Below are 26,388 nucleotides of genomic sequence, written 5' to 3'. Positions count from 1 at the left end.
ATCTTGCAGTGCAAGAAGTAGGTAACACGCTCGAATGGGGGGAGCAAAGAATGAAAATCTTACACAGAACGATAGTTTTGCTTACCGGCCTGCCATTGGCTTGCTCGGGGGGAAGCTTTAAATCAGGAGCTGTAGCGTCTCAGGAAACACCACCTGTAGCTGAGGAAAAAGCACCGCCAGTCGAGGAACCTCCGCGGGAGAAAAGCTTGGATCAAAAACCTGACGAGCCGTTCTATGTTTGCGATGATAACTCTGTGATTACAGCCAACGTCTATGAGCTTGAGGTTGATACCCAAAATCTTCCCGACTTCTCGACAATGACACCGTCTACGGAAATTTGCCTGTACGACTACAATATTGCTGAGAGGCCATTTGAGGCAGGGTTTCCTGGGGAAGAAACATTGATCGAATGGTTTGCTCTGGAATCGAAAACGCAGTTGCTTATCCCTAAAAGTGGTGAGTACGAATTTATTTTGAACAGCGACGACGGCTCGAAACTCTATATTGATAATGTCTTAGTGATCGATAATGATGGTCAGCATGCGACCACGCGAAAGTCTGCGATCCTAATATTAAATGAAGGGCTTCATCAAGTCCGCGTAGACTACTTCCAAGGACCCCGGTATTTGATGGCTCTTCAGGTGGGTTGGGTGAAGCCAGGTTCGACTCAAGAGGAGTGGATTCCACGGGATGCATTTCGAGCGCCATAGCTGACATTCAAGGACTCCCGAACTTAAATCTATTTACTAAGCGAAGGTTCCAGAGTCACCGAAATGATGACGTTTCGTTAAATTTGTCTTCGAGCGCATCACCAGGGCGCCGCCGAGCAGCTTGGCGAAGTCCTGCCATCTCCGTTTTCCCTCTGGTGACAGGGCCGTACTCAGCAGCTCTGTGCTAAGAAATAGGCCACAACCCTTAGGCACAAAGGCTGATTTTCTTGTGGTAGGCCAGTGAATTTCGATACCCGAGACGGGAAAACGATCACATATGTCGTTGGGCTTGTTTGGGCCGTATAGTGGGTACCAAGCCAGGCTTGGGGGTGAGTCAGAGGTACTCTGAAACCACGAGGAGAGTTTGAGCCAATCATCTCCCAGACCATCCTTCAGGCTATAGGCTGGGTCCATAAAAATGAAATCAAATTCGCGGTAATGCTGGTGAAGCCAAGCAAAGGAGTCAGTTTGAACTGGGGTGACGTTGTTATGGGTTCCATGAGAGCTATCGATTGCAGCGACTACGTCTGGGTTATGATCACAGACGGTGAGCTGACGTGTACTCTGCAGGTGGGCTAATTGAACCCACGAGCCCCAATATATCCGCTCCTGAAACCGCTGCCATACCCCAGAAAACCATTCGTCGTGCAGCCAATGGGAGGATGCCAGGTGGCTAACACTGATCTCACCGAGTCCTCGCTTCCACTCTTGACCAGGTGCTAGACTGTAGTAGCCAGCTCCCCCGTGGCAGTCTAAGATTCTCGCGGGCTGGTTTAGTAAGCCGATGACTTCGTGAAGAATAAAGTGCTTCCACAAGTCGCCTTTATTGCCGGCGTATCGATGATGCCGATAGTGAATGGTCATGAGGATCGTATGGGCCGAAGCTGCGATCTTTGTGGGTCAGATGTTGGGCTGTAATATCTAGTTTGTGATTTGCCCCTGTCTTTAGAGCTTTTTTGCATCTTAGCGAGGCGAGCAAGTCGGATCTCTTCTTGCTTGCGCTCGTTTTCAAGTCTTTGTTCTTTGACATAGCGAAGGTAATAAAAGCTCATTGCAGACGCCATCAGTGTCATTGCTGCTAGAGCACCGGCAAAGAGATGCAGAGCAGGAAGTTTGAGAACCGCCACTAAGAAAAATAAGACTAGCATGAAGACGAAAAATTTCACGACCCCCAAAACCATGGCAAAGCCCTTGAGGTGCTTGGAAATCTGCTTTTCTCCCCGCGAAGCTAAGGAATCGATGAGCAGACCCCCGAGGTAGGCTAGGGCGCTAATATTGGCCCAACAGAAAACATAGCCCGCTGATATCGCTTTGCTGGCTTGCGGCTCAAGCAAACTCTGGGCAAGGGCTGTAGTGACTAAAAATCCTACGAGCGTGACGATAGAAAATTGCTTGAAGGGCAGAACACGTTCTAGAACATTCACGAGGTTAACCTTTACTATTTCACAAATTGAGCGCCAAGAACTACTTAGGTCGAATCATGTAACAAATAATCGATCAAATTTCAGTAAAAAAAGTAGATTGTGACGTGGAGACGTGGCTTTTGCTACGACTAGACCCACTCACGAGTCGTTCTGAAATGAACGTAGACTCGCGAAATCCTAGCAAATTATGTAAGTCTGGGGGAAATCCAGCTGTTGCAGTTGATTTGGCTTACGCAGCACTTTTAGATAGCTTATTGAGCATGGCGCTGGCCTTGCTAAACGTTGGGATGTATTCCAAAGTTTTTTGTAGGTGTTTTTTCGTTTCTTCCTTGTTCTCCAACTTTTGGTACGCTAGTGCGAGGTTGTAGTGGACCTTGCCCGCAAATTCTTTGTTTTCGATGTGAGCAAGGCAATCGAGGTAAATCTTGATGGCTTCGTCGACTTTGTTTTCCTTAGAAAGTTTGATGCCTGCGCTGTTAAGAAGGCTGACTAACTCCTTTTCGCTCAAACTTTTTTTCAGATCCTCAGCGAGACCAGATACCTGACCTTCGTCAATTTTTACTTTGGTCATCACAGTTGCGGCTACCTTGCTCTCTGGGACGTAGTCCTGCACTCGGGAAAGGTATTTTTTGGCTTTCTTCACATCCCCAGTTTCGTAGTTACTTAGACCCGCGTTTTCTAGAACGTCGATGTGATCAGGGTTTTCCTCAGCAAGTTTGTTCAAGATTGATTTGGCTTGATCGTATTCTTTGTTCGCAACCATAGTTGCAGCAATCTTGTGTTGGGCAGCCAGAGATTTAGGATTATTGTCGAGAGCTTTTTGATAAAATTCCCGAGCCTTCATGATCTCTCCTTTGGCCAAAAGGATATCACCCATCAGGACTTCAAGTTTCTCGCTGGTACCGAATTGCTTGAGGGAGTCGGACGCCATTTCCCAAGCCATATCTTCCATCTTAGATTGAAATGCAGCCTTGGCGTTTCTGTAGGCAGACTCCTGGGGAGAAAGATTGGACTCCTGCTTGAAGACGTAAAACAGCTTGTTGATGATTTTCTCGGGAGAATAAGGCTTCGTGATCACATACTCAATGTCGTGCTCTGCAAATAAGTTCATGGTTGCGCTGTCTACAGATTCACCAACAAACAGATAGGGTTCCATCCCATAGTTGCCGCAATTGCGCAATCGTTGGAGCAGTACGATCCCTGGCTGATCGTTTAATTTGACATTCGTTATGAACAATTCAAACTGTGAACGGGTTGCCGTCTCATAGGCTAGGTTTGCACTGGTGAATGCTGAGATGTTCTTAATTTTATTTTGAACCATAATCGATTTGAAAAGATCGACTTCACTATCGTTTTTAAGCACCATGCAAATTTTTGCGCTTTTGTCGAGACTCATGCAGCAGTCCTCCTTGTCGGTAAACGTTATACCCATCGGCAGGATTGGAGGAGGAAGATCTTACTTTGAGCAAAGAGTTTGCTTCAGTTTTTCTGTCTAACAGAATCGTTTAGAAACTGAAAGATCTTACCTTGTCATTGCAAAAACCATTTTGGAATTAGTGATTTAACAGGTCTTACATTGTAATTTATTTGTAAAACTTATGTATTTAAATTCCTCTAAGAAAGTCATATAACGTGCTCATAAATTTGATTCCAAAAACAAGCAAACTATTGGGTTGTTTGTATTTCTATATCCAAATTTATGCTCTCAGTCTTTGCTTAAATAGAAATTAATATGAATTTTTAATAAAGCAAATCTGAATATATAGCTTCCACTATAAAAATTAAAGAAAAGTTATCCTCGCCCAAGGAAAACTCTTAAATACGGCAACTACCTTCAATATCTATATGGAGATTTGAAATGACGCTTTTTAGCCAAACTAGCTTGCCTCAGTTTGACTCAAAGCCCGAGAAGCGGCTTGAGAAACTTGAGGAGTTTCGACAAAAATTTCAGTACGATTTCTCGGTTGTAGATCAGGTGCCCATTTCCGCTAGCATACCAGACGAAGCTAAGGCCGGAACTTTATGGAATCTTAAGATCGTTGCAACCCAGTATCAGATCCGTCGAAATTGGGAAAAGATTTTGGAAGATAAAGACTACGTCTTTGAATTTCCGCTTCCTGAAAAGCCGGTTTCTGAAATCGCTAAGATGTTGATCGATGGTGACCTGTTGAACTATATCCGCTACACGAACCCGGATTTAGGTGTAGCTCTTAAAGACAAGCGCCCTTCCAGCTTCACACAGTACTACGAGCTGTTTAAGCAATTTGATATTCCAGAAGGCGGAGACAAGCTGTTTGACGACGGTGAGTTTGCCGACTATTTCGTTGCTGGTCTTAATCCAGTGATGATCCAAAAGCTTACTGCTCTTCAGGATAACTATGGTTTTAATGATGATCATGTTAACCAACACCCAAAGTTTGCTGATGATTCTATCGAAGGTATGATCGCTGATGAGCGCCTCTTCGTCGTTGATTACTTCGAACTTGCGTTGCTCAAAGATGGCCAGCATCCAGACCAACCAAAGTATGGTTACCGACCGATCGTCTTCCTTGCGGTTCCTAAGAATGGTGACAACCTTGAAATCCTTGCTATCCAAAATGAGCAAGGCGCTGATGCTCTTGTTTTGACGCCTTTCTCAGGCAAGTGGGACTGGCTCATTGCTAAGACTATGGTAAAGGTTGCAGATTCTAACTACCATGAAGTTGTTTCACACCTTGGTCTAACACACTTATTGATCGACCCTATTGTTATCGCAACTTTCAGGCAGTTGGCTCCTCAACATCCTTTGCATACATTACTCGTTCCTCACTTCGAAGGGACTTTGCCAATTAACGCCTTGGCTGTTAAGACTCTTCTTCCGAAGGGCGGTACTGTGGAGCAGCTACTATCAGCTGAGATCGAAACAGGTTACGAAGTGCTTCGCATCAAGCGTAACAGCTTCCATTTCCGTGACAACCTTCTACCAGCTAACCTGAAGGCTCGTGGTGTTGATAGCTCCAGTAAAATCAAAAATTACCCTTACCGAGACGATGGTCTTCTAGTTTGGAACGCTATTCAGGACTGGGTTTCTGACTATGTTGATCTGTACTATAACAGCGATAGCGATGTCGCCAACGACAACGAGCTAGCAGCTTGGACATCTGAAATCATGGCTCCTGACGCTGGTCGAGTGAATGGCTTCGCTCCATCTGAAGGCATCATTACAAAGCAAGTATTGGTTGAGACCTTAACAATGATTCTCTTCACATGCTCTGCGCAACACGCTGCTGTAAACTTCCCTCAGGGCCGTGCTTCAGCGGTTGCTTACCAGCCACTTGCTGGCTACCAGCCGGCTCCTACGACTGAAGGTCTCGACGAGCAAGGCGCGACTGAGTTCTTGCCACCACTCGACCGTGCGATCAAGCAAGTTCATACGCTTCACCTTCTTGGTCAGACGTATTACACGCAGTTGGGTCAGTACAATTTGGGCACGTTCTCTGATAAAAGAGTTGTTCCTAAACTATGGAAGTTCCAACTAGCCTTAAGAGGTGTTGAGAGTACTATCAAGGATCGTAACAAGACGCGACGTACTAGCTACGAGTACCTAGTACCATCTAAAATCCCACAAAGTATCAATATCTAGGAGACTGTGACATGATAAACAAGACTATTTCTAGACGTAGCCTGTTAAAGATCACAGGAGCTTCATTGGGTGTGGCTGCTGGAAGTTCAAAGGCTTTCGCATCTGCTTCTTTAGAAGATGATCTTTGCCAAGCAATCTTTGCAAACGTTCCTGGTAGCGTTGACGATGAAAGCAATGTTCGTCAGTTTGTTAAGGCTTTTATCAAGCGTGAAAAAGCTAAAGCAACAAAGCGAGATCGCCTTGAAGAGTTTGTGGTTGTTGAATACATGACTCGGGATGCTCAGTAATCCTGATTAAGGGGAAGCCTCTCGGGCTTCCTCCTTTTCCGCATATTCTTAGCCGTGTGCTATTTACGGTTGAAGACAATGTCGCGGTTTGCTTCTTGAGGCCGCTCAGACTCAGAAGCTGCAGCTGGGCTTAAAGGGGTTCCGAAGTACAGTTTATCATCCTCGACCACGATTACATCGTAGCCTTTCTCGCCCATGTTCTGAGGAACCCGGCAAGCACCTTCGCCTAACTGACCTGAAATATCCGTTTTCTTATCTACTTTCCAATCAGAAATTCCACACCATCCTGCTGTGTTCAAGGCGTCTACCAAAGATTGGTTTGATGGGGTAAGGTAAGCCTTGTCGAATTGTAAGTTGATTGGGTAGACATCACTGGATTCATCTTTCAGTTCGTAGTTTCCTAAGAACTCTAGGGAACCGAAGCTGTCTTCGCAGCTATCGTCACTATAAATTGAAAATGACCTTGTGACGTCCGTATTCGCAGCGTTGAAGTCCCAAACCTCCTGGCTTGAACTTGAGATGATATTGGCGTCGAGAACGTTAAAGCCACGACATGTTGTTGCCCAAGTGTTACCCGGTTGGCCTGATTGTTTCGCTAGATTGAAACCAGCATCAACAGCTTCCTGGACGGGATTTTTATCATCACCGTCGTCATCACCACAAGCTGCTAGGGCACCACATAGAAGTACACTCATCATAATACGCATTCCAAAATCTCCTCAAGTCTAAATTGGTTTTTAAAGACGTGGTGTTTCACGTCCGCCGATGTTCTCCTCTTTGCAACCCGAGTGCCAAAGTTAAAAAATATTTATAAAAAAATTCAAAACACATTCAGAGCAGGGGGTTTAGTAAGTTTTTGGGTGAGCAGCTGGGTTTCTGGGTAATGGGTGAGCGTCACCTACAGGCCTCGTCGACAAAGGTTTACTTGATTGGGACCAGCCCCTGAAATTCGAGCAAATTATTGATAGAACAGCTTACAGTGATCACGACTCATCAGGGAGTATCTTTCGTGGCACGTCGATCAGGATCATATCACTACTAGTGATGGGAGTTGCCCTTGCAGCGACCCTTTTCTACTTAGATCTCGATCTTGCGAAGTTTCAAGATTGGCTTCGGAGTGAGTTGAACTTGGCTTCGTCATCTGGTTGGCAGGGAACGCTACTAGCGGTCCTCATATTTGCCCTGAGTGCCATGTTGTTTGTTCCCGTAAACCTTTTGATTCTAGCTTTCGCTAGTATCTTTCACGGTTATGAAGCGGTGACTTATATTCTATGTGGCGTACTAGGAGCCGCAGCAGGAGGCTATGTTCTGGGTCAGCTATTGTCTCAAAAATTATTGCATCGTATGCTGCCAAAAAAGCTTCTCACCATTGGTGAGAAGATCAAAGGACGACATATTTTGCCACTGGTACTTGTTCGGCTGACTCCTGTAGCCCCTTTTAGTTTGGTCAACATCGCAGCTGGATCTGTGAAAGTTCACTTTGGGATTTACATCCTCGGCACGGCCCTGGGGATTCTACCAGGAACAGTGAGTCTGGTCTTTTTTCAAAATAGTCTCTTCGAACTGATTAGCGAACCCAGTGCCGAGAATATCGCGTTATTTGTGGGATCAGTGATCGTGGTTCTTGGAATATTTTATGGCTTGAATCAAAGGTTTTCTCAAAAAGACCAAAATATTTCAGAGGAGAGTGCTCATGCCTGATAGTCAGGATATCAAGATAATCACCTATAATGTTCACCGGATGAAGTCGCCGTTTAGGCGGCGGCCCACCAGCAATGATATATATAAATTGATGAAGCTTACCGAAGCCGATGTTATTTGCCTTCAAGAAGTCTGGCGCAGTCACCGGTGGCGACGGTCAGACCTTGAAGAGCTTTGTAATGAGCTGTGGCCTCATAGCTCGTTCGGCTACAATGTATCCTTTCCTGATGGCAACCAAGGGAATGCTGTATTAAGCCGCTATCCGATTCTTCTAGAAGACCGAGTGAGTTTGAAAACGGATACAGGGGAACCAAGAGGTGGGTTATTTTGCCTTCTTCGTTGCGGTGATCAAAGACTCGCCATCTTGAATACTCACCTGGGTCTCAGTGAAAAAGAGCCGCTGAGTCAATGGCAAACGCTCAAGTCTTATTTAGACAACTTAGGTAGCCACCATCCACTAGCTCTTCTAGGTGACTTCAATGACTGGAATCAGCGTCTGCACAATGAAATTCGAGATGCTGGCTTCGTGGAAGCCGGACAAAGTTTGTCCAATCGTTTGCCGCGAACATTTCCTTGCCCAACCCCCGTGCTACCTTTGGATCGAATCTATATGAAAGGTTTTTCAGCGATCGACGTTCGAGTCCGAGGCTTTGGTAGGCAAGGTTGGTCGTCAGACCACCTTCCATATCTAGCGCAGCTACAATTTCATGAATCGGCCTAAAGCAGAATTCCAAACCGGTAAGCTTTCGTGTAGTCCTGATACTCCAAAAGTGATTCTTTGTGGCCGTAGTATACTTGAAACATGAGGTAAGGGAAGAAGCCAAAGATTCTAGTTCTGAACTTAAAGCCCAGCTCTTGGCCGCCTTGGCTTAAATCCACTCCGTAAGGACCACCTGCGAAGACATTCAGGTAAGCCTCAACTTTATAGGCCAGTCGATCACCGAACAAGTCAGCGACAGAGACCCGTGCTTCCCAGAAGCCAATATGTTCGCGAATGTCTGGATTGGTTTTGTCTACGGAGAAGACGTTCTGAAGCCGTAAGCTCCAGGTGCCCGGGATGTCGGCGATCTTCCACCGACCATCGCCTTGAACGAAAGCGGCATTGTAGGCACGGGACTCTTCCTCAGCCTTACCATTGGATCGATGATCCAAGCCGACACTCAGGAATTTGAGAGAGCTATCGGATGCGGTCATTTCCTGAGTGTAAAAGATTTCTGGATTGTATGTGATATCGCGAAAGGGGTTAGAGTCTTTCCTAAGCAAGTCCCAAAACATTTTCTGGGTGTAGCCGAAGTATAGTGGTTGAGACTTCAGCAGCTTGAATTTAGCGCTTAGCTGAACCTTGGTATTTGGGTTGCCTCCCAGCATGTAGACATCCCGCAGGCGGTAGATATTCTCTGCCTGTTCTTCGCGCATTTGATTGATGATGAGATCCTCCGTATCATCGACCCGGTTTTTCTGCGTATTCATGCCTTGCACAGCCCATGCTTTGCTTGGGCTTAGGTTGAGAAACAGTATCCATATAAGAAGTCGCCGCGATGAATTGGGTGTCATATTGATTATCTTGATTAGTTGATTGCTACAGAGAGACGTTCACTCTATCTCACAGCTGCGGCGATGCAAAGCCTGTGCCCTTTGGAATAGCTTTACAATGGTGTGCTCCTACCCATTGTATGAAGGCTGAACCATACACTAGCCAGCCAAGGCAAAGGGACAATGCTACAGCTTGCAGCGGTCAGGAGTGTAAGGTTCTGTTGGCGAACGCAAAATGCTCGTGGTATACCCCTTGCAGCTCGTAGCATCAAACATGGGCACGGTCTGACGATAGCGGTGGAGCTATCGGTCCGCAGCAGAATAATTGACATGGATAGGTACGGAAAGGAATCGTTTTAATATGGAGTCGATACAGGTTGCCTTCGAAGCATTGAACGATAAGTTATGGGGCTGGGTAGAAAAGTTTATTGAGAGCTTGCCGAATATCGCAGTGGCGTTGGTTCTCCTAGTTACTTTCTGGATTCTAGCGCGGTGGACAGCACGTATTGTGTCTTCGGTTATAGGTCGGACTGTGGTGAATCCGAGCCTTTGCAATCTATTAAGCTCAATGGCGCGGGTGTCTGTGATCGCGGTAGGGTTCATTCTCGCACTAAGCGTGCTCCAACTTCAGCAAGCGGTTTTTTCACTCCTAGCTGGTGTTGGGGTCATGGGTTTAGCACTTGGTTTTGCATTCCAAGACCTAGCGGCAAATTTTGTTTCAGGCATTATGATTGGCATCAGAGCGCCGATTAAACTTAACGATGTAATCGAGATCGATGGTGAACTTGGCACTGTTGTGGATGTCAGAATTCGCGATACTGTGATGCGTAACTTTTCGGGGCAGGAAATTGTGATTCCCAACAAGCATTTCATGGAGCGAAAGTTTACCAATTACAGCAGCTATGGCCAAAGACGGATCACACTCAATATTGGTGTTAGCTACGACGCTGATTTGAATCAGGCGAAAGATCTCATTTTGGAAGCTGTGAAGGGTTTAGATGATGTTCTAAATGATCCTGAGCCAACAGTTTTCGTGGAAGGGTTGGGTGTTTCATCTGTAAACCTGGTCGGCTATATCTGGATCAAGTATCCCGGTGGTCCTAGCTTCCTCGATGTGAGACATAAGGCGATTGTTGCTGCTAAAAAAGCTCTTGATGGCGCTGGTATCGATATTCCATTTCCAATCAGAACTTTGGATTTTTCGGAGTCTGCAAGCGAGGCTTTAAAGGCTGCTATGCCTGGTAAAAATGGCTGAAAAGGCGACCATTAAGTTTATCCATCGATTAAAAACTCCACGGGTTCGAATGACCCGTGGAGTTTTTTGGTAATAAGGGTTTTTACTTTTTCCAACGGATCGAATAAAGATCGTGGCGCCTGTTTTTAAGGTTCTGCACCGTGCCGCTGTTCCTAGCATAAGTAAGGTCATCAAAGCGAAGGTCAGCCATGGCAACAGTCTCCACATTAGGTGTAGTATCCGCTGCAATGCCATCACGAGCAAAACTAAAGTCACAGGGGGTTAAGATACAGCTTTGCCCATATTGAATATCCATGTTGGGAACCCCCGGCAAGTTTCCTACGTTGCCAGATAGCACCACAAAACATTGGTTCTCCACAGCACGGGCTTGAGCACAGTAGCGGACGCGCAGGTAGCTTTGCCGTTCGTCCGTGCAAAATGGCACAAATAGCAACTTTGCACCTTGATTGATCAGGTGACGGCCCAACTCGGGAAACTCGGAGTCATAGCAGATCAAGACTCCGATAGGCCCGCAGTCTGTGGGAATAACGCTTACCTCATGGCCCCCTCTAATATTCCACCAATAGCGTTCGTCTGGGGTAGGGTGAATTTTATACTGTTCATAGATCTCACCTTGGCGGAGGAACACGTAGCAAACATTATAAACTTCGTTGCTATCGTTGCTATCGTTGGTTTTGGTGGGGTGGGAGCCGCCAATGATGTTGATGTTGTAGCGAATTGCTAGTTCTAGCATGAACTCTTTAAACGGCTCGGTATAGCGAGTTAGCGTTTCCATGGCTTGAGCCGGGGTGAGATCAGCCTTGTTATCGATTGAAAGCAGTTGAACTGTGAATAACTCTGGAAAGGTCACAAAATCTGCTTCGTAAGAGGCAACCACATCCACAAAGTATTCAACATACTTTTTAAAAGTTTCAAAGGAATCCAAGGATCGTTGGCCGTACTGAACCGTTGCTACGCGGACTCTTTTGTGCAGCCGTTGACTGCGGGTGCTTTCATCGTCCAAGGTTCGTGGCGTACCAGGCTCGATCTCTGGATTGCGCCATACCATAAGAGTTGCATAGCCACGAGACTCCCGATCATCAGGGTGATAGCCTGGCAAAATCCCCCTAAATTCGAAGCCTTGTCTGAGCTGAAAATTGACCACGGTGTCTCGAAACTTCCGTTGCTTGACAAGCTCGACATACTCTTCAGGGCTTTCCACAGACTTTTCGCGGCGGCCATAGCCGGGAATTCGACCACCGAAAATGATGCCTTCAAGCCGTAGGTACTGGCAGAGTTTCTTCCGAGCGTTATAAAGGCGCTTACCGATGCGGAGGTGCCTGTAACTGGTGTCCACACAGACTTCCATGCCATAAAGGTAATTGCCCTTAGGGTCGTGGGTACTGGCGAAGCCACCACCGCTTACTTCAATCCAAGTGTGAGGGTGCAGGGCAACATTGCCGGATACAATGAATGTGGCGCAGTAGCCGACGATCTTACCTTCGTATTCACAAACAAACTGACCCTCGGGGAAGTGGTTGATGTGACCCCGAAGCATCGCCAGGGTGTATGGAGGCTCAGTAGGATAACACTTTTTAGCCAAGTCACGAATAGCGACGATGTCTTGGGGTTTCGCCTGTCTCACCTGCAGCATAGAACGTCCTTCCCGAATTACGATTCAATTTCATAGAGTGAGCTTTCACGCTTACGTTTTACCATGGGGCGCTCTTTTGGTGAAACAGCCATGTGAGGCAAGTCATCTGATCCTTTGAAAAAATTAAGCTGTGGCAGAAAGGATACAGGTTTTTTGTGGCGGGTAGTCCTGTGGGCTGGGTCTTGGGGCTTCTGAAGGTGTCGAACTGGTCATGGAGGCGGGAAACTCTTGTCTGGCCGGAAATCCCTGGCGTTCGATAGTTTGAAATTTTTTGGCCCTATGCTAACTAGCAAGGATAGACGGAATTTATTGCCACAGAGGGACAGTCATGAAATACATCGGCCTTATCACATTGCTCCTTATCTCCATGAACTCATTCGCAGCACGCAAGTATGTTTCTGATGTCTTATACATCCCAGTTCGCACGGGCCCGTCTAATAAGCACAAGATCATCGGCTATCTAAAAAGCGGGACTCAGGTAACGGCTCTCAAGTCGGCGGATGAATATACTGAGATCAAGTCACACGGAGAAAAGCAGAGGCAAGGTTGGGTTAAAGCTCGATTCCTTCTTGATGAGCCAATCGCTGCCATGAAGCTAGAGCAACTGAATGACGACATGAAACGCATGACAGAGATTCGCCAGGAGCTAAACCAATTTAAGTCACAGGCAGAAAGTCTTAAGTCGGAACGAGATGGACTGGTGAATCAATTGGAGCGGATTAAGAAAGTGTCATCTTCAGCTGTGGAAATTGATCAGGAAAATCAAAGCCTGAAAGCTAAGGTTGTTCAATTGGAGAAAGAGCTAACTGACGTCAAAGAGAAAAACTTCCTTTTGGAAGAAGATCAGCGAAATGAGGGCATCAAGCTAGGAATCTTTGCTATTGCTCTTGGCACCTTGGTAGGTTTTGTTTTACCTTACATGAAACCCAGAGGCCAGAAGCGCCGTAACTCTGGGATTCGACTGCGATAAGGAAACATGAATGCAACTCAATGGTATAGTATTCGAGGACGCTGGCTGCTGGCTGGCAGATGTACCGGGTCTTGATTTGATGGTTCAGGGGGATAGCAAGGAGGATGCTTTTAACGAGTTAAAGGAAGTTTTTTCAGAGGAATTTCCTGATGTTATCGCAACGTTCGACTGGCTCCACGAGCTTCAAGGTGTTTTTGGTGTTCGCTTCAAAAAACCCGGCCAAATACTTCACGTGATGATCAAGCGCCACCGTGAGACAGTAGAAGAGCCCCTAAGTCGCATTGCCTCTCGGGCGAAAGGTGTTGATTCAGAACTGTGGAAGGAGATTGAATCAGGCTCTCGCCAGTCTACTGCGGCTCAATTCTTTTCCATGCTGGATGCTTTGGGGCTCGATGTGATTGTAAGTGTCAAGAAGCGTACCGATTAGCTGACCCATCTATAGTCCTGATATAATTTAATAAAGTGGCTTCTTACGAAGCCCTAGTTGCTTGGCTCTGAGCCTTGCTTCCTGCCTATTTGTTACCATTCTGAAAGAAAGTCGTTTTTTAAAGAAAATTTTGTGGTGTTTGTCGATGAGCAAGAAGACAACGGCAAGAACGACGGAATTTGACTATGACAACATACATCGATGAAGAACAGTTTCTATCTGAATACGAAGATAGCATGGATATTATTGAGATGATGCTGCCCAAATTTGAAGTTGGAGTAAAAGAATCAGTTGTCAAACTAGAAGGTCTTTTGCAGGGTACAGACTATCATGCACTCAGCGAAGAACTCCATAGCCTCAAGGGAATGGTGGGAAACTTTTACTGCCCCAAGCTCTACGACTTGGCTTTGGGAATGGAAACAACGGCTAAGGCAGGAACCGCCGATGGCATTACAGATTCACTTAAGGAGTTCTCTGAACTTTATCCAAAAGTGATTGCCGAGGTGGGAACCCTTTTACAACGTTACGCCAGCTAGCGAATCAAGCCAAAAATCGATAATCAGTAAACTAATGAGTTATCAGCGGGCGCAGAATGATCCTCGTCGCTATGATCGATGAGCTGTAGCCCTCTGATTCCCTTGATGGGTGATAGGTCTTGGATATCATTGCCAGTGATGACTACGGTTTTTAAGCGTTTCAGCTCACTTAGGTCGTCGATATGATCAAGCCTCTGATAGCTTAGGTCGAGATACTCAAGATTGGGCAAGTAGCGTAGAGGCTCAAGGCTACCAACCACGAAATGAGGGTCATTGAGCTTCAGGCTTTTCGTGCGCTCAATCTCTTCAAAAGCTTCACGACAAGACTTTGCTTGCAGGCTATTGACGATGATCGACATGGTTCGAAGAAAATCATAGGAGTGCTCCGACGATTCACAGCGATCGACAAAGTTTAATGGTTGACAGTTCCGAGATTTCTGATCAAAGCGGAGGCCCTGCCGCTGGCAGCTTTCCTTATCCACGTAGCTTCTGATCGCCTTACATGTCATGGAGGCCTGGTCGAGGTACTCCTGTTCGGCACAACTAGGAATTGTCAGTAAGCAGGCTTTCCAAGTATCGTTCCAAGATTGACCTTCCGGGCAGGCAGCCTTTTCTGTCCCATAGCTACTAACCGAATGAATAAGCGACATTAAAAACAGTATTCGCAATCTTATTGAATCAATCATGGCAATCCTTCGCTTCTGTTCGTTACCAGAGACGGTGAGCATAAAGGATAAAACGGAAAGAGCAATTACTTCTGTGAGAACTGAAAGCTCTTTGTTTCCTTAAATAGATACCTTACACACTGGTAAAGTGACATAGCGAACCGAACTCGTCAATAGTGCAAGTTATCCGGAGTGTAAAAAAGAGTGCGGTTCTTGGAATCGTGTTTTGCCTCCTTTGGAGTCCTTTCATTCGTTGCTTGCTTTATTTGACAATTGAGATCATGGTAAACCTAGCTTCGATCCTACGCTCTCAAGGTACTGCAAACTCGATACCAAAGGAGGCGTTATGAAAACTTCGATGACCAGCCGTCTTGCTAATATGCAGCAGCAGCTAGCCGAACTGATCGAGCAAATGGACGGTGCTCGCACCAATCTTAGCGGCTCCCTGCCAGGCAAGCATCAATCCCTTACCAACTTTCTTCAGTATCTTTGTGTTCGTGATGTCGACCTAAGGCCATTGCAGGACGATCTTCAAGCGGTCGGCTTATCATCCTTGGGGCGCAGCGAGCTAGCCATTCATGGGAGCATGAAAGCGAGCCATGCATGGTTGCTGAAATTCACCGATAATGACTTTGACCCGCTAAACGCCATTGAAAGTGTTGATGATGAATTGAAACAAGGGAAAGCACTATTAGATGATCATACCGAAAAACTGTTAGGCCCCAAAAGAGGCGACCGTCGCCCTAGAATTATGGTCACTATCCCAAGCGATGCCCATCAGGACCAAGAGTTAATAACTCAGCTTATGGATGGTGGTATGGAGCTCGCAAGAATTAATTGTGGTCATGGTAGCATTGAAGATCAGTTCAAAACCGCTCTAGAGGTCAAGCACCTAGCACGTAAAAAAGACCTCGATATTAAAGTGATGTGTGACCTATCTGGCCCTAAGATTAGAACACGATCACTTGGTCAGGGGCCAGGGGTTTTTAAGCTAAAAACCACTAAGGATGCCTATGGCCATGTGCTGACGCCGGCTCGTGTACACTTAGTGTCCTATCCTCTGGTAAATCATAGTGAGCCGTGCTTGCCCGTTTGTGGTCAATTATCGAGCCTCAACGATGGTGACGTCTTGCATTTCCGTGATTTGCGTGGTCGAAAGCGTCGGGCAGTGGTAGAGGTTTTTGAGGATCATCGATTCATAAAGTCTTATCGCAATGCTTACCTTGGAAATGTTACGAGACTGCATCGCGGTCATGATCTGGTTCTAGCAGTGTCTCACCTGGAGCCCTGGGAGATCCAACATCGAATTCACCAAGGGGAACTTTTCAGTCTTTGTTTATCTATGAACGACTACCACGGAGAGCATTTCTGCATCGAGGCTAATTTCGAAGCCTTTTGGGACACTCTAGCAGTGGGAGATCCAGTGGTGTTCGACGATGGACGTCTAGCAACCGTGGTTCATGACAAGGATGAAATCTCTGGTTTTGTTGTTTTGAAAGTACTTCGCGCACCTAGCAAGGGCTTTGTTATGAAAGGCGATCGCGGTATTAACTTCCCCGATCAATCGCCTCAGCTTGCGGCTCTCACCGCAGACGATCAAGAAACGATCGATCTACTTCACGGAGTTGCAGATATCTTCGCGTTCTCTTTTATAAAGCACGCTCAGGATGTCCGTGAGCTGAGACAATTTCTAAACTCCAGGCAACTGGATCAGAGCAAGGGTGTGGTTCTTAAAATAGAAACCAAGCAAGCAATCAATCACTTGCCTAGCATTATTATCGAGGGATTGAAGCTTGATCAGCTTGGCATTATGATTGCTCGCGGCGATCTAGCTGTTGAAGTGGGCTTCTCTAGACTTTCCGAACTTCAGGAGGAAATTCTCACCCTTGCCCGAGCAGCCCATGTGCCGGTGATTTGGGCGACGCAAGTTCTGGAGTCTCTGGCAAAAAGCGGGCTCCCGAGCCGCGGTGATGTCAGTGATGTCAGCCGAGGCGAACGAGCAGATTGTATCATGCTCAACCAAGGGGACTTCATCCTCGATGCTCTTCAAATGACTCATGATGTTTGCTGTCGCATGGCGGGGCACCAGAGGCAGAATACCACCTTGATGAGAGAGCTGGCCATCGTCAAGGATCGGCATCTTGATTCTTACCAGCATGGGTCCGAAAGGCTCAATTGGACATGAGGTTTTACGGGAGACTTACTTCCCGTTGATCGACAGCACAGGTTGCACGTCTGCTCCATAGTCAAGTAGCACTGCTGCAACCAACACAATCGCTGCTGCGACCATAAGCTTTGTCAGAAGTGGCAAACAGAATCGAAACCACAGATGATAGGGAATCCCTGCCATTCCGATGATGCCCATGAGCACGGCGTTTGTTGGTATGATCATATTAGAAAATCCGTCACCAAACTGATAAGCAAGCACAACCACCTGCCTGTTAACACCGACTAGGTCCCCAACAGGTGCCAGTAAGGGGATGGTGACATAGGCTTGGCCGCTGCCTGAGGGAATGAATAAATTCAATAGAGTCTGCATCACTAGCATACCCACAGCGGCGATCTCAGAACCGACGTATGATAAGGGGAACGACATACCATAGACTAAAGAATGAAGGATCTGACCATCTTCTAGAATCAAGGCAATGCCTCTTGCTACGCCCACTAACATAGCGGTGTTCGCAAGTTCCTTCACTCCCTCGATGAATTGCTCTGCAGCTTCGTCGGCATTTAGCCTGCCAACGATGACAGTGAACAGTCCCCAGAGAATAAACAGAGCACCAAGCTCATCGAGATACCAACCATGCTGTGAAATGCCCCAGACCGCAGTGATGATGGTAACAACCAAGCCAAGTAGAATCAGTTTGTGTGCCAAGGTAATTTTAGGGTAATTGGCTTTGTCCGTGCCTTTAAGTGGGCAGGGAATGTGTGCTGTCAATGATGCATCTGGGTTGGCCAGTACTGTTTTGGCATAAGACCAGACATGATGAAATCCGATCACTACAAAGGGTACAAAAATTGCCAAACGGAGCTCGATGCCTGAGTATATGGGTACATTCGAAATGCTCTGGGCAATCATCACGGTGAAAGGGTTGAAGGCAGACACACCATAGCCGATACCATAGCCAGTTACAGTCATACCCACTGCGGTCATGGCATCCAATCTCATGGCCCGGCACAGGCCCACCAGGATAAGAATAAACGGAATATATTCGCCTGCTGCGCCAATCACGCCAGAAGCCATTGCAAAACTGAAAATCACCATGAAGATTAGCATGTGAGGTTTCTTGCCGAAGCGTTCCAGTAGACTTCCGATGAGGGCATCAATAGTCCCCGTCGACCGAGCGATGGCCAAGACTCCTCCGATAATAAATACAAAGAAGATAACATCCTGAGCACCGGCAAAAGCTCGTGGAATTGCGACGAAGAAATCCATGGGAGTGAGCCTTGTTTTTTCCTCACTCAATTGGAAGGTGCCAGGAACGACGGACTGGCGGCCATTGTCTAAGGTGATGGTTTCAAAAAAACCTTGGGGAACGATCCATGTGGCTAGGTATGCCACAAGCATCATGGCGAGCAATAAAATCAGGGTGTGGGGGATCTTTATTTTTTCTGTCATTGGTGCGTTTCACTACTAACTAAAGGATTCAAAAGAAAATATGAGCTTGAAGCATATGGCTTCGAGCACCAATACCATACACGCTATCGCCCATCAACCAAAGCCCAAGTACACACTGACCGAGGTGTGTCGGTTTTCTTTAAGAGGCTTTTTGGCTGAGATAAGTCGATCCAGTTTCAGAATTCCGAAGATCTAATACGTAAAGAGACACAGCATCGGGGTCGTCCAGCTTTTGCGCCTGAGGTCGTGTTAAAGCTACCTCGGTAAATTCTTGCCGTAAGGGCTCAGGAAGGCTGAGAAAGACAGTTTCTTGCACCGTGATTGTACTACCCTTAAACAGATCAATTGGATCAAGATCGATCTTCCTCGCTGCTTCATACCGAGTGGCAAGGACTAGAGCCGATCCCTCTAAATCGTATTGAATGGGAGGGTGTTGCGTATAGAGGCCCTGGACCGGCCCTAGCACCACACCCATACTACAATTGATCTCATCGATGTAGTCGAGCTTTTTGGCTTCTTCCTCAAAAATTTTGTAGAAGTCGAGACATAGCTTTAGAGCTTGCTCTGATGATCCGCCTTCAGGAACCTGAAAGGGGTAGCCAACAGAGCAAAGAAAGCCATCTCCCATTTCTTTCACACGAAACCCGCGGGAACGAAGCTTTCTATCATCGTAGCCCTCTAATAATTCTTGGTGACAGCCTAGCAACACAGCGCGAAAAAACTGCTTGCTTCGTTCGTGGCGAATCTGGCTGCTATTAACAATGTCAAAGCAGATCACACAGGCCTTTCCCGGGGAGGTAGGCATTGTCTTTTCGACAGTACCTCCTTCTTTGATCAAGCGAATTTGGTGCGGATAAAAAACCTTTTCTAGCTGGCGGTAAGAATGCATAGAAATCCGTTGTTCCACCTCAAACCCATCAACGGTCCGCTTCATCTTCCCTCCGAGGGATAGAGAAAACAGGACCAGCTCGCCTACACTAACGAACAGGTGAACGTGTACGGTAAACCAGTTTCTCTCAATATAGCCAAACGAAGTGTAAAGAGCTGTCACCCCTCCGAGAACATAAAGCAGCCACCCCGCTGCATAAATCTTGATATAAGTGTCATCCCTGGTTCTTATGATGCCCATAAGAGAGGTATAGATAATGAGAATGGTTGCAATGGTTCCACAAATGAAAACAGCGGTGCTGGAGTGCTGGTGTTTTATCGAGGAGGCTAGAATAGAGACGATTGTTAGTAACTCAAAGGCTGACCAGGTAAAACCTAGCCAACTCTTCCTTGGGATCAGAAAGAAACTGCGAATAAAGAAAGACGATACCAGCAATCCGATCATGATCAAAGTGGAGCCTAATATGGGTGGAATTAATGAGATATGAAAAAACTTATAGGCAAATACTTGCATAATACCAAAGGTGTATGAAAGATGGGCTACTTGTGTGAAAGTGAATAAGCTATAAGTTGAGAAAGTCGAGTCTCGTAACAAGACTGCGATGATCAGATTATATATCGCAATGATGAGCATAGCCCCAACGGCCATACCAATAAGAAGGTTCCGACTATCCTGATAGAGGTCTAAGCCTTCCTCCGACCAGATCCTGAGGGGAATATTGATGGTGTATTTTCCACCCACCTTGAAGTCAACTTGATTGAGTCCTTTCTCAAGACGAACTGGAAACAGGAACGATCGAGATGGGATGGGGCGTTCGCTCATATCAACGCTAGCTCCACTCCGCTGAAAATGCTCACGAGCACTCGGATTAAGGACTCTGAGTTCGATGAACTCAACAAATCGATGATTGATACTAAGGAAGATCAGATCATTATCGGTGCTTTCTATAAACAGCCGAATATAAGCTGAATCGTCAATTTTTCCAAGATTCGCGGCCTTATCCTGAAAACTGAAGGAATTTTGCGGCAAAGTATCGAAAATATCATCCACTGTTTGGAAATCGAGATTTTCCCTATGGAGACGGATGTCGGCATAGCGATTGATATAGGCTCCACTCCAAGCTTGTTCGTTTTCGTCCAGGGACAAAACTGGGGCGGTCAGGGGTTCGACTTCTGCTCCCAGTAGTGTATTACTACCTAGAGCTAGGCCTAAAACGATGAGGAGACTGTTTATTAACTGGTACATGAATGCTCAAAGTATAGAAAATCTCCATTTTTTTTCGGTAAGCTATGAGACTAACTAAAGCTTGTCGCGCTCCCATTCAGGAAACCCATAGAAATCCCGATCATTAGGCACGAGGAGATTGAAATCTTGATGTCTTGGTCTAAGCTAAACCGTCAGTCTAAAATTGGTATCCTGATGTCGTTATTTGGCATTGTAGGATGGGGCTTAGTTATTGTTTCAATTTATGTTTTTAGCTTTATCTTTGATTCTCCAGCAAACATTAATTTTATTCACTTTGCTCTGGTGCCTGGTGCTCTCGTTTTCTTAGGTTGTGTTTTAAATACTCCATTTATCATCGATAAGCTGTCCCTATCTCCTAAATTTGTAACGTTATGTCTTACTGCTGCCCATGGGATCTGGGGGCAATTTGCAGGTCTACAAGCTAACCCTGAATACAATGGCTTCGTTCTGCTTTTTCTATTCTCATTTGGTCTTTTATATATAAAATCCAACTTTGGCTTTAGCAAAACCTTAGCCTTTGCACTTGCTAATTTGTTATTGGCTATCGTTTTAATCTATGCTCTTTCGATCGACTTTGGTGTCGATGAAAAGCTATTTCTGTTCTTCTTTGCGTTTTCAGGGATAAGTACAGCTATCAACAACGCTGTTCACCACCGCAAAAGCCGCGAGTATTCTAGCCTGCGGCGGGAAGTCACGCATAGCTCAAATGAAGTGCGTAAAGTTTTGTATCCGCATCAAGTAAGCATGATCTCAGGAGGGCAACTTCTGGAAGAAACGATGCCAGTGAAGGAGGGCGCGGGTTGCTGTCTAATCTTTCAGATCAACGATTCCAGTTCGGTAAAACATGAACAGGCTCAGTGCATTTTTCGTGAACTATTTAGCAACTTTAGCAGGATGATCCTCGCTGAGGGGCAGGATCATCGTATTGGTGAGGGGCCGGTTGTCGATGCTTATCGAGTGAGTGAGTTCGGCGACAAATTCGTTTGCACCATCGGTTTTCCATTTGCCTGCTCTGAAGATCAATCGCCATCAGAACTTGCACTGACCCTTGCTGAGAAGTTTAATGCCAAGTTTCTAGAGCTGATTACTGGGCTCTCTTATCCAAGACACATATCATGCACTATCACCATCACAAGAGGTCAATTAGAAGGCTATTATACCCAAGGTTTACCCGTGGAGTATCAACTCTATGGAGAAGCCCTGATCGTTGCAGAGCGTATCAATGAGCTACGCTCGCAGCTATCACAGGCACTCCAAGAGGATCGTTCATTGCTGATAATCCAGGAGCTTGTATACAATAGCCTACCGAACCGAGTTCGTGATCAGTTTCAAGTTCTCACACTCCAGGATCATGGTTTGATTCTTCGTGGAGCGAGCCACAACAAACAGGTCTTCCACAGGCTTCTCGACGAGCCTCAAATCTTGTCAAATTCAGCGTGACGACCTTTGAACGCTCATTGGTTACTTCTTAAGGGGGTCGCTTCTACGTGATTGTCAGCTGGTCTGACGTGATCTAGGATCGCCTGAATGATCATCTTCTTCTTGAAAGGTTTTGTGATGAAGCCAACCATTCCTGCTTCGATTGCGCGCCTTCGATCCTGCTCAAAAGCGTTAGCAGTTAGGGCAATAATCGGGGGACGGGTCTCGCCTAGTGCCGCCACAATCTGTTTCGTGGCCTCAACTCCATCCAGCTTGGGCATTTGCATATCCATGAAAACCACATCGAAGCTTTGTTGGGATACTTTTTCCACCGCTTCAATGCCGTTCTCTGCAAGATGGATCTTATAGCCAAGTCTATCAAATATACTTACAGCTAGCTCTTGGTTGATTTTATTATCTTCCACGACAAGAATTTTTAAGTCCGGAGGAAGTACCTGGTTTGAGTTCCTAGCCAATTTCTCGCTAGGGATTTGGTCTTGTATTGGTGCTTGAGCCTCTTTTAAAGGTATGAGAAAGGTGAATTCACTGCCTTTGCCAAGATCACTCTGTAAAAAAATCTGACCACCCATGAGTTTTACCAGCTTATAGCAGATGGAGAGACCGAGGCCGGTTCCGCCAAACTTTCGAGTTGTAGACGTATCTGCCTGGGTGAAAGCTTCAAATAGCTTCGCCTGATTGGCCTCAGAAATTCCAATTCCCGTATCTTTTACCGACACAGAGAGATTTTTGGAGGCATCCGCTTTCTCGTATACTTTGCAGGTCACTAAAATTTCGCCGTTTTCAGTGAATTTGATCGCATTGGAAAGAAGATTGAAAATGACTTGCCGCATGCGAACCTCGTCGCCCACTATAAAATCAGGGACTTCAGGCGCGATCGATAGAGTGATGGTATTTTGACCTTCTTGTGCCTTTAGCTCGAGTAGGTGCTTGCACGATTCAATCAGCTCTTTGAAAGGGAAAGGCCGCGCCTCTAGCTGCAACTTTCCGCTCTCGATTTTAGATAGATCAAGAATGTCGTTGATAATGGTGAGCAAAGCTTCACCAGAGACAGAAATCAATTTAAGCATGCGTTGTTGTGAGGCTTGTAGCGGAGTGTCCTGCAATGACTCTACCATGCCTAGAATACCATTCAAAGGGGTTCTGATTTCATGGGACATGTTTGCAAGGAACTCGCTTTTTACCTTCTCAGCATTTTCCGCTCTTTCCTTCTCTCTGTTCAGTTCGATGTGAGGAGCGACGATGAGGCTAAAACCAGTGCGACTGATGAGAAACGCAGCGATGATCACAATGAAAATCAGAATAAGGAGATTTTGCGAAAATAGCCTGACCAAGGCACTTGATGCCAATGAAGTATTCAACGATAGTTTTAAGATAAGACCGTGTTCCTTGATAGCCTCGGTAAATTCGATATCGAAGGATTCATCCTTAGCTTCGGGTTTTTTAAAACTCTGGACCAGTTGGTGTTGGCTGTCTAAAACCTCGATCTTTCGTAGATCCTGCCTCAGAAAACCTTTGAAGACGTCATCAAACTTTGGCTTCCCTATGGTTACGAGCACTCCTTCTATAGAGTTTTGGTATTTAATGGGGTGGAGAATTGCTAAGACGTGATTCTGGTCTGACCTTTGGATATGGGTTAGAACATGGTCAAGCTTACCGTTAATTATAGGCTCTAGCTTGGTCTCGATGGCCTGCCACTGGTCGGGCTGGAGGTTGAGATCAGGGTGGATGGTCTCTAAGATAAGCTTGCCTTCGAAATCGTAGATACGACTTTGGCTCAGATCGTCGATGATGGTGAACTGTTCCAAGAGATCCTTTAGGTAGGCTTTATGTACGGACTCCTGAACCACCGCGTTGATGATTTCAGTGTGAGCAGCCTTCTCCCGGTGAGATCGTTCAACTGACCTTAGAAATGTCTTCAATGATTCGCGAAAGGTTTGAATTTCTGAGCGTCCCTGCTGCTGAAACACCAGGTCTAGAGACGTGGATAGGTTGAATAGGAACAAGCCAAGAAAGCAAGAACCTAAGGCAAAGATAGAGCCGAAGATATAGATAATAAATTTATAGGTCAGCTTCTTCACGGCAAGTCATTCCACGTTTAAGATCACGTTGTCTTTGCTGTAGTAACCGATGGCAAAGTCTTCTAGGGTCAGTGCTTCATGGGCATCAGGATTGTCTTTTCGATATGGTTTAAATGGGTTTTTGTAGGATTTAACCAAACCATCGAACCTCAACGGCTTTGTTTCCAAGGAGTGCTTTAATTGCTCCCTTAGCTTGGTGATAGGTTGCGATAGATCCATGGACTGGAGTGCAAGTAGCACAATCGATGTCAAGTCATAGGCATGACTGACACCAGTTCCAGCCTTAATGTCACTGCTGGACCGAATATCTGGATTTGTCTGAATAAGCCTGTCGAAAACTTGCTTTTTTCTAGTGCTTTTTATCTGGTTAAAATTAAAGGAAGTCTGGATAAATTTCAGATTTAGGAGACTGCGAATGCTATGAGGCACAACTTCATGAAAGTCACCACCTGTGATTCCCCAATGGGATAGTACGGGAATTTTAGTGGGCTCTGGGTGATGGGCTAGGGCGTTGATGAGGATCGCGCCCTCCTTTGAGTTCGCTACCAAGAGAATTAAGTCGCAGTTTGCATCGTAAAGTTTCGCAGCAATATGTTTTGCTTGGTTGCTTTTAATTCCCCATTGAAAGCGAACGACCTTAGCGATCTGAACCTTATTTTCTTGAAAGCCTAGCCCCATAGTTTTTAGGTTGGACGTGCCCCAGCCAGTGTCTTCCAGGAGCAGGCAAGGGCTGGTCGATTTCAAAGTCCTTGCCGCATAGTTGCTTAAGAATATTCCGGCTTTAGAGTCGTCTATAGACAGTCTGAAGATATAGTTTGATGGGCCTTCCGCTCGGGTGATTGGTCCAGCAGCTGCCCAAGGGACTAAAAATGGAACTTTTTCCTCATTGATCAATTTTCTGTGAGCTAGAAGGGGAGGAGAGTGAATACCACTCATCATTGCTAGACCCTGTTCACTGGTCTTAAAGCTCTGAATATTCCGTTTACTCCGTTTGCTGTTGCCACGGTGATCGACTCGCTTAATAATGATCTGGCGTCCCTGAATTGCGGAACCGTGGTTTTCAATGGCAAGTTGCGCACCCATTTCGATCGCTACAGAAGATTCACGATAGTTGGTGAAATCTGCATCAAGCCAGATTTCAAGAGCTGGCTTGTCCTCGGATCTGAGGCGATCAGGAAGCCCAATAAGACCTGATAGGATAAGCAGGGTAAAGTGACCTTTCATAACTGCTCCCTGATTTTTTTAAGGCTCTCAAAATACTGATGTTTCTTATCACCCAGTTTAAGTAAATCGTCCACCCAGTGAAGACCAAGCGTATTTAGGTTTTTGTATGCCATAGACCAGTCGCGAAAGATTCGGTCGCTGGCGAGAGATTGAACGTAGGGTTGAATATTATGATGCCGAGGATCTTTTCGGATACGATCGAAAAGGTCTTTCACTCTGTCTTTCTCCCCTTCGAGAATTTGGAGGAATAGATTGTTTTCATAGATGAGAATGCCACTGATATCGTTCTTTTTATTGTATTTGCGAGCCACCTTTAGAATGGCAGCAATATCTTCATCGTTTAGGCCGTCCCTCGGGGTGCTATAGTAGGCTAGGTTATAAATCAATGGCTGACCACTCCTTCCTGCTTCGAGGCAACCTGTCGATGAGACAAGTGGTCTGGGTAGACCGGGCTTCAAGCTGACTCTTAGTTTTCGGTTGTTCCAAGTTTAATAGAAGTTAATTGATTCTGGGGGAATCATTTTTCTTCGTAAGAATTTATTTTGCGAGACGAACTTTGGTTGGAGGGCTAGCTATTTTGCGTTTGATAGGTGATTTGAGTGGGTAATATTAGGTTGCTAGTGAAAATGTAGGAATCAAAATATCGTACCACTATCGAAAACGTTCCCAGAATAGCCTGCCCAGGGGGAAAGGATACGGTGAACCCCATATCGCCCACCTGAAGGAAGGCGTTTTACGGTGTATTGAATAAAGAATCCCAGGGGGCTAGAAGCAGCTAGAAATATTCTAGATTAGTCTTGACATGACTATGCTAATTGCATATATTTTTCGATATGAAAGTACGACTGACACAAGCAGCAAAACAACTCGGAGTTCATCCTGATACTCTTAGAAGATGGGCAAACGCTGATAAGATTAAGGTTGCTGGCACAACACCAGGTGGGCAAAGACTCTTTGATCTGAACGAGATCGCCCAAGCGATTAACCCAAATCCGAAATTTTATTAGACAACCCAAATCCGAAATTTTATTAGAAAAGCTACCCTAAAACTTAACTTCTAGATTTTTTTCGCTCCTAATGTATTAGTCGACCTGAGTATTCGGGTTCGAAATATGGTTTCAGTTTTATTT

24 protein-coding genes are annotated in these 26,388 nt (G+C 45.9%); 12 read left to right on the top strand and 12 right to left on the bottom strand.

Annotation, left to right across the window (positions count from 1 at the left end; genetic code table 11):
- Positions 1-50: 50 nt before the first annotated feature.
- Positions 51-710, top strand: coding sequence for a PA14 domain-containing protein (locus B9N89_RS26730; RefSeq protein ID WP_132324573.1), 660 nt, complete (start codon positions 51-53; stop codon positions 708-710).
- A 36-nt stretch (positions 711-746) separates the two neighbouring features.
- On the opposite strand, the gene B9N89_RS26725 is transcribed toward B9N89_RS26730, so the two are convergent.
- The 3 genes from B9N89_RS26725 to B9N89_RS26715 all read right to left on the bottom strand — a co-directional run bounded on the left by B9N89_RS26725 (position 747) and on the right by B9N89_RS26715 (position 3,530).
- Positions 747-1,574, bottom strand: a complete 828-nt coding sequence (locus tag B9N89_RS26725; RefSeq protein WP_132324571.1) for a class I SAM-dependent methyltransferase — start codon at positions 1,572-1,574, stop codon at positions 747-749.
- Complete coding sequence (locus B9N89_RS26720; RefSeq protein ID WP_132324569.1) at positions 1,571-2,134, bottom strand: hypothetical protein; 564 nt, start codon at positions 2,132-2,134, stop codon at positions 1,571-1,573. Before B9N89_RS26720 ends, B9N89_RS26725 begins: the two co-directional genes overlap by 4 nt.
- 229 nt (positions 2,135-2,363) lie before the next feature.
- Complete coding sequence (locus tag B9N89_RS26715; protein WP_159455660.1) at positions 2,364-3,530, bottom strand: tetratricopeptide repeat protein; 1,167 nt, start codon at positions 3,528-3,530, stop codon at positions 2,364-2,366.
- Positions 3,531-3,992: 462 nt separating this feature from the next.
- On the opposite strand from B9N89_RS26715, the gene B9N89_RS26710 reads away from it, so the two are divergent.
- Positions 3,993-5,756: a lipoxygenase family protein gene (locus B9N89_RS26710; RefSeq protein WP_132324565.1), complete on the top strand. Its 1,764-nt coding sequence runs from the start codon at positions 3,993-3,995 to the stop codon at positions 5,754-5,756.
- Between the two features lie 11 nt (positions 5,757-5,767).
- Positions 5,768-6,043 carry a hypothetical protein gene (locus B9N89_RS26705; RefSeq protein ID WP_132324563.1) on the top strand — a complete coding sequence of 92 codons (276 nt, stop codon included), beginning with the start codon at positions 5,768-5,770 and terminating at the stop codon, positions 6,041-6,043.
- 59 nt (positions 6,044-6,102) lie between these two features.
- On the opposite strand, the gene B9N89_RS26700 is transcribed toward B9N89_RS26705, so the two are convergent.
- Positions 6,103-6,750: a hypothetical protein gene (locus B9N89_RS26700; RefSeq protein ID WP_132324561.1), complete on the bottom strand. Its 648-nt coding sequence runs from the start codon at positions 6,748-6,750 to the stop codon at positions 6,103-6,105.
- A gap of 337 nt (positions 6,751-7,087) precedes the next feature.
- On the opposite strand from B9N89_RS26700, the gene B9N89_RS26695 reads away from it, so the two are divergent.
- Positions 7,088-7,744 (top strand): TVP38/TMEM64 family protein, encoded by a 657-nt coding sequence (locus tag B9N89_RS26695; protein WP_132324559.1) that lies wholly within the window; start codon positions 7,088-7,090, stop codon positions 7,742-7,744.
- Positions 7,737-8,465 (top strand): endonuclease/exonuclease/phosphatase family protein, encoded by a 729-nt coding sequence (locus B9N89_RS26690; RefSeq protein ID WP_132324557.1) that lies wholly within the window; start codon positions 7,737-7,739, stop codon positions 8,463-8,465. Before B9N89_RS26695 ends, B9N89_RS26690 begins: the two co-directional genes overlap by 8 nt.
- On the opposite strand, the gene B9N89_RS26685 is transcribed toward B9N89_RS26690, so the two are convergent.
- The gene (locus B9N89_RS26685; RefSeq protein ID WP_132324555.1) at positions 8,462-9,298 is read right to left on the bottom strand and encodes a phospholipase A; all 837 of its coding nucleotides are present in this window, start codon (positions 9,296-9,298) and stop codon (positions 8,462-8,464) included. The two genes, B9N89_RS26690 and B9N89_RS26685, sit on opposite strands and share 4 nt — an antisense overlap.
- 340 nt (positions 9,299-9,638) lie before the next feature.
- On the opposite strand from B9N89_RS26685, the gene B9N89_RS26680 reads away from it, so the two are divergent.
- Positions 9,639-10,532: a mechanosensitive ion channel family protein gene (locus B9N89_RS26680; protein WP_132324553.1), complete on the top strand. Its 894-nt coding sequence runs from the start codon at positions 9,639-9,641 to the stop codon at positions 10,530-10,532.
- A gap of 82 nt (positions 10,533-10,614) precedes the next feature.
- Here B9N89_RS26680 and B9N89_RS26675 read toward each other — a convergent pair whose 3' ends face one another.
- On the bottom strand, positions 10,615-12,165 hold the full coding sequence (locus tag B9N89_RS26675) for a bifunctional GNAT family N-acetyltransferase/carbon-nitrogen hydrolase family protein (RefSeq protein ID WP_132324551.1): 1,551 nt from the start codon (positions 12,163-12,165) through the stop codon (positions 10,615-10,617).
- 328 nt (positions 12,166-12,493) lie between these two features.
- Here B9N89_RS26675 and B9N89_RS26670 point away from each other — a divergent pair, with 328 nt between their 5' ends.
- The 3 genes from B9N89_RS26670 to B9N89_RS26660 all read left to right on the top strand — a co-directional run bounded on the left by B9N89_RS26670 (position 12,494) and on the right by B9N89_RS26660 (position 14,098).
- Complete coding sequence (locus tag B9N89_RS26670) at positions 12,494-13,135, top strand: TIGR04211 family SH3 domain-containing protein (RefSeq protein WP_132324549.1); 642 nt, start codon at positions 12,494-12,496, stop codon at positions 13,133-13,135.
- A gap of 10 nt (positions 13,136-13,145) precedes the next feature.
- A complete protein-coding gene (locus tag B9N89_RS26665) occupies positions 13,146-13,562 on the top strand; it encodes a type II toxin-antitoxin system HicB family antitoxin (protein ID WP_132324547.1) in 417 nt (138 codons plus the stop codon).
- A gap of 185 nt (positions 13,563-13,747) precedes the next feature.
- The gene (locus B9N89_RS26660; RefSeq protein WP_132324544.1) at positions 13,748-14,098 is read left to right on the top strand and encodes an Hpt domain-containing protein; all 351 of its coding nucleotides are present in this window, start codon (positions 13,748-13,750) and stop codon (positions 14,096-14,098) included.
- A gap of 23 nt (positions 14,099-14,121) precedes the next feature.
- Here the strand turns inward: B9N89_RS26660 and B9N89_RS26655 are convergent, their stop codons facing one another.
- Positions 14,122-14,748, bottom strand: coding sequence for a leucine-rich repeat domain-containing protein (locus B9N89_RS26655; RefSeq protein ID WP_132324542.1), 627 nt, complete (start codon positions 14,746-14,748; stop codon positions 14,122-14,124).
- Between the two features lie 361 nt (positions 14,749-15,109).
- Between B9N89_RS26655 and B9N89_RS26650 the strand changes: the two genes are divergently transcribed.
- On the top strand, positions 15,110-16,948 hold the full coding sequence (locus B9N89_RS26650) for a pyruvate kinase (protein WP_132324540.1): 1,839 nt from the start codon (positions 15,110-15,112) through the stop codon (positions 16,946-16,948).
- A gap of 15 nt (positions 16,949-16,963) precedes the next feature.
- Here the strand turns inward: B9N89_RS26650 and B9N89_RS26645 are convergent, their stop codons facing one another.
- Both B9N89_RS26645 and B9N89_RS26640 read right to left on the bottom strand, forming a co-directional pair.
- On the bottom strand, positions 16,964-18,382 hold the full coding sequence (locus B9N89_RS26645; RefSeq protein ID WP_132324538.1) for a YfcC family protein: 1,419 nt from the start codon (positions 18,380-18,382) through the stop codon (positions 16,964-16,966).
- A gap of 139 nt (positions 18,383-18,521) precedes the next feature.
- Positions 18,522-20,516, bottom strand: coding sequence for a 7TM diverse intracellular signaling domain-containing protein (locus B9N89_RS26640; RefSeq protein ID WP_132324536.1), 1,995 nt, complete (start codon positions 20,514-20,516; stop codon positions 18,522-18,524).
- Positions 20,517-20,645: 129 nt separating this feature from the next.
- Between B9N89_RS26640 and B9N89_RS26635 the strand changes: the two genes are divergently transcribed.
- The gene (locus B9N89_RS26635) at positions 20,646-21,956 is read left to right on the top strand and encodes a hypothetical protein (protein ID WP_143478282.1); all 1,311 of its coding nucleotides are present in this window, start codon (positions 20,646-20,648) and stop codon (positions 21,954-21,956) included.
- Positions 21,957-21,970: 14 nt separating this feature from the next.
- Here B9N89_RS26635 and B9N89_RS26630 read toward each other — a convergent pair whose 3' ends face one another.
- Genes B9N89_RS26630 through B9N89_RS26620 form a run of 3 tightly spaced genes read right to left on the bottom strand, consistent with a single transcriptional unit; the run spans position 21,971 to position 25,716 of the window.
- The gene (locus B9N89_RS26630) at positions 21,971-24,034 is read right to left on the bottom strand and encodes an ATP-binding protein (RefSeq protein ID WP_132324532.1); all 2,064 of its coding nucleotides are present in this window, start codon (positions 24,032-24,034) and stop codon (positions 21,971-21,973) included.
- Positions 24,035-24,040: 6 nt separating this feature from the next.
- A complete protein-coding gene (locus B9N89_RS26625) occupies positions 24,041-25,258 on the bottom strand; it encodes an ABC transporter substrate-binding protein (protein WP_132324530.1) in 1,218 nt (405 codons plus the stop codon).
- Positions 25,255-25,716, bottom strand: coding sequence for a BLUF domain-containing protein (locus tag B9N89_RS26620; RefSeq protein ID WP_132324527.1), 462 nt, complete (start codon positions 25,714-25,716; stop codon positions 25,255-25,257). Before B9N89_RS26620 ends, B9N89_RS26625 begins: the two co-directional genes overlap by 4 nt.
- Positions 25,717-26,091: 375 nt before the next feature.
- Between B9N89_RS26620 and B9N89_RS26615 the strand changes: the two genes are divergently transcribed.
- Complete coding sequence (locus B9N89_RS26615; protein WP_143478281.1) at positions 26,092-26,265, top strand: MerR family DNA-binding transcriptional regulator; 174 nt, start codon at positions 26,092-26,094, stop codon at positions 26,263-26,265.
- The last annotated feature ends 123 nt before the right edge of the window (positions 26,266-26,388 follow it).

It is taken from the genome of Pseudobacteriovorax antillogorgiicola (assembly GCF_900177345.1).
Classification (GTDB): Bacteria; Bdellovibrionota_B; Oligoflexia; order Oligoflexales; family Oligoflexaceae; genus Pseudobacteriovorax; species Pseudobacteriovorax antillogorgiicola.
The sequence above is the reverse complement of the archived record's forward strand: the minus strand, read 5'-3'. Positions and strand labels throughout refer to the sequence as shown.

Coding starts and splice junctions, on each gene's coding strand:
- B9N89_RS26730 (WP_132324573.1), top strand. CDS start 51: ATGAAAATCTTACACAGAACGATAGTTTTGCTTACCGGCCTGCCATTG.
- B9N89_RS26725 (WP_132324571.1), bottom strand. CDS start 1,574: ATGACCATTCACTATCGGCATCATCGATACGCCGGCAATAAAGGCGAC.
- B9N89_RS26715 (WP_159455660.1), bottom strand. CDS start 3,530: ATGAGTCTCGACAAAAGCGCAAAAATTTGCATGGTGCTTAAAAACGAT.
- B9N89_RS26710 (WP_132324565.1), top strand. CDS start 3,993: ATGACGCTTTTTAGCCAAACTAGCTTGCCTCAGTTTGACTCAAAGCCC.
- B9N89_RS26705 (WP_132324563.1), top strand. CDS start 5,768: ATGATAAACAAGACTATTTCTAGACGTAGCCTGTTAAAGATCACAGGA.
- B9N89_RS26700 (WP_132324561.1), bottom strand. CDS start 6,750: ATGCGTATTATGATGAGTGTACTTCTATGTGGTGCCCTAGCAGCTTGT.
- B9N89_RS26695 (WP_132324559.1), top strand. CDS start 7,088: ATGGGAGTTGCCCTTGCAGCGACCCTTTTCTACTTAGATCTCGATCTT.
- B9N89_RS26690 (WP_132324557.1), top strand. CDS start 7,737: ATGCCTGATAGTCAGGATATCAAGATAATCACCTATAATGTTCACCGG.
- B9N89_RS26685 (WP_132324555.1), bottom strand. CDS start 9,298: ATGACACCCAATTCATCGCGGCGACTTCTTATATGGATACTGTTTCTC.
- B9N89_RS26680 (WP_132324553.1), top strand. CDS start 9,639: ATGGAGTCGATACAGGTTGCCTTCGAAGCATTGAACGATAAGTTATGG.
- B9N89_RS26675 (WP_132324551.1), bottom strand. CDS start 12,165: ATGCTGCAGGTGAGACAGGCGAAACCCCAAGACATCGTCGCTATTCGT.
- B9N89_RS26670 (WP_132324549.1), top strand. CDS start 12,494: ATGAAATACATCGGCCTTATCACATTGCTCCTTATCTCCATGAACTCA.
- B9N89_RS26665 (WP_132324547.1), top strand. CDS start 13,146: ATGCAACTCAATGGTATAGTATTCGAGGACGCTGGCTGCTGGCTGGCA.
- B9N89_RS26660 (WP_132324544.1), top strand. CDS start 13,748: ATGACAACATACATCGATGAAGAACAGTTTCTATCTGAATACGAAGAT.
- B9N89_RS26655 (WP_132324542.1), bottom strand. CDS start 14,748: ATGTCGCTTATTCATTCGGTTAGTAGCTATGGGACAGAAAAGGCTGCC.
- B9N89_RS26650 (WP_132324540.1), top strand. CDS start 15,110: ATGAAAACTTCGATGACCAGCCGTCTTGCTAATATGCAGCAGCAGCTA.
- B9N89_RS26645 (WP_132324538.1), bottom strand. CDS start 18,382: ATGACAGAAAAAATAAAGATCCCCCACACCCTGATTTTATTGCTCGCC.
- B9N89_RS26640 (WP_132324536.1), bottom strand. CDS start 20,516: ATGTACCAGTTAATAAACAGTCTCCTCATCGTTTTAGGCCTAGCTCTA.
- B9N89_RS26635 (WP_143478282.1), top strand. CDS start 20,646: ATGTCTTGGTCTAAGCTAAACCGTCAGTCTAAAATTGGTATCCTGATG.
- B9N89_RS26625 (WP_132324530.1), bottom strand. CDS start 25,258: ATGAAAGGTCACTTTACCCTGCTTATCCTATCAGGTCTTATTGGGCTT.
- B9N89_RS26615 (WP_143478281.1), top strand. CDS start 26,092: ATGAAAGTACGACTGACACAAGCAGCAAAACAACTCGGAGTTCATCCT.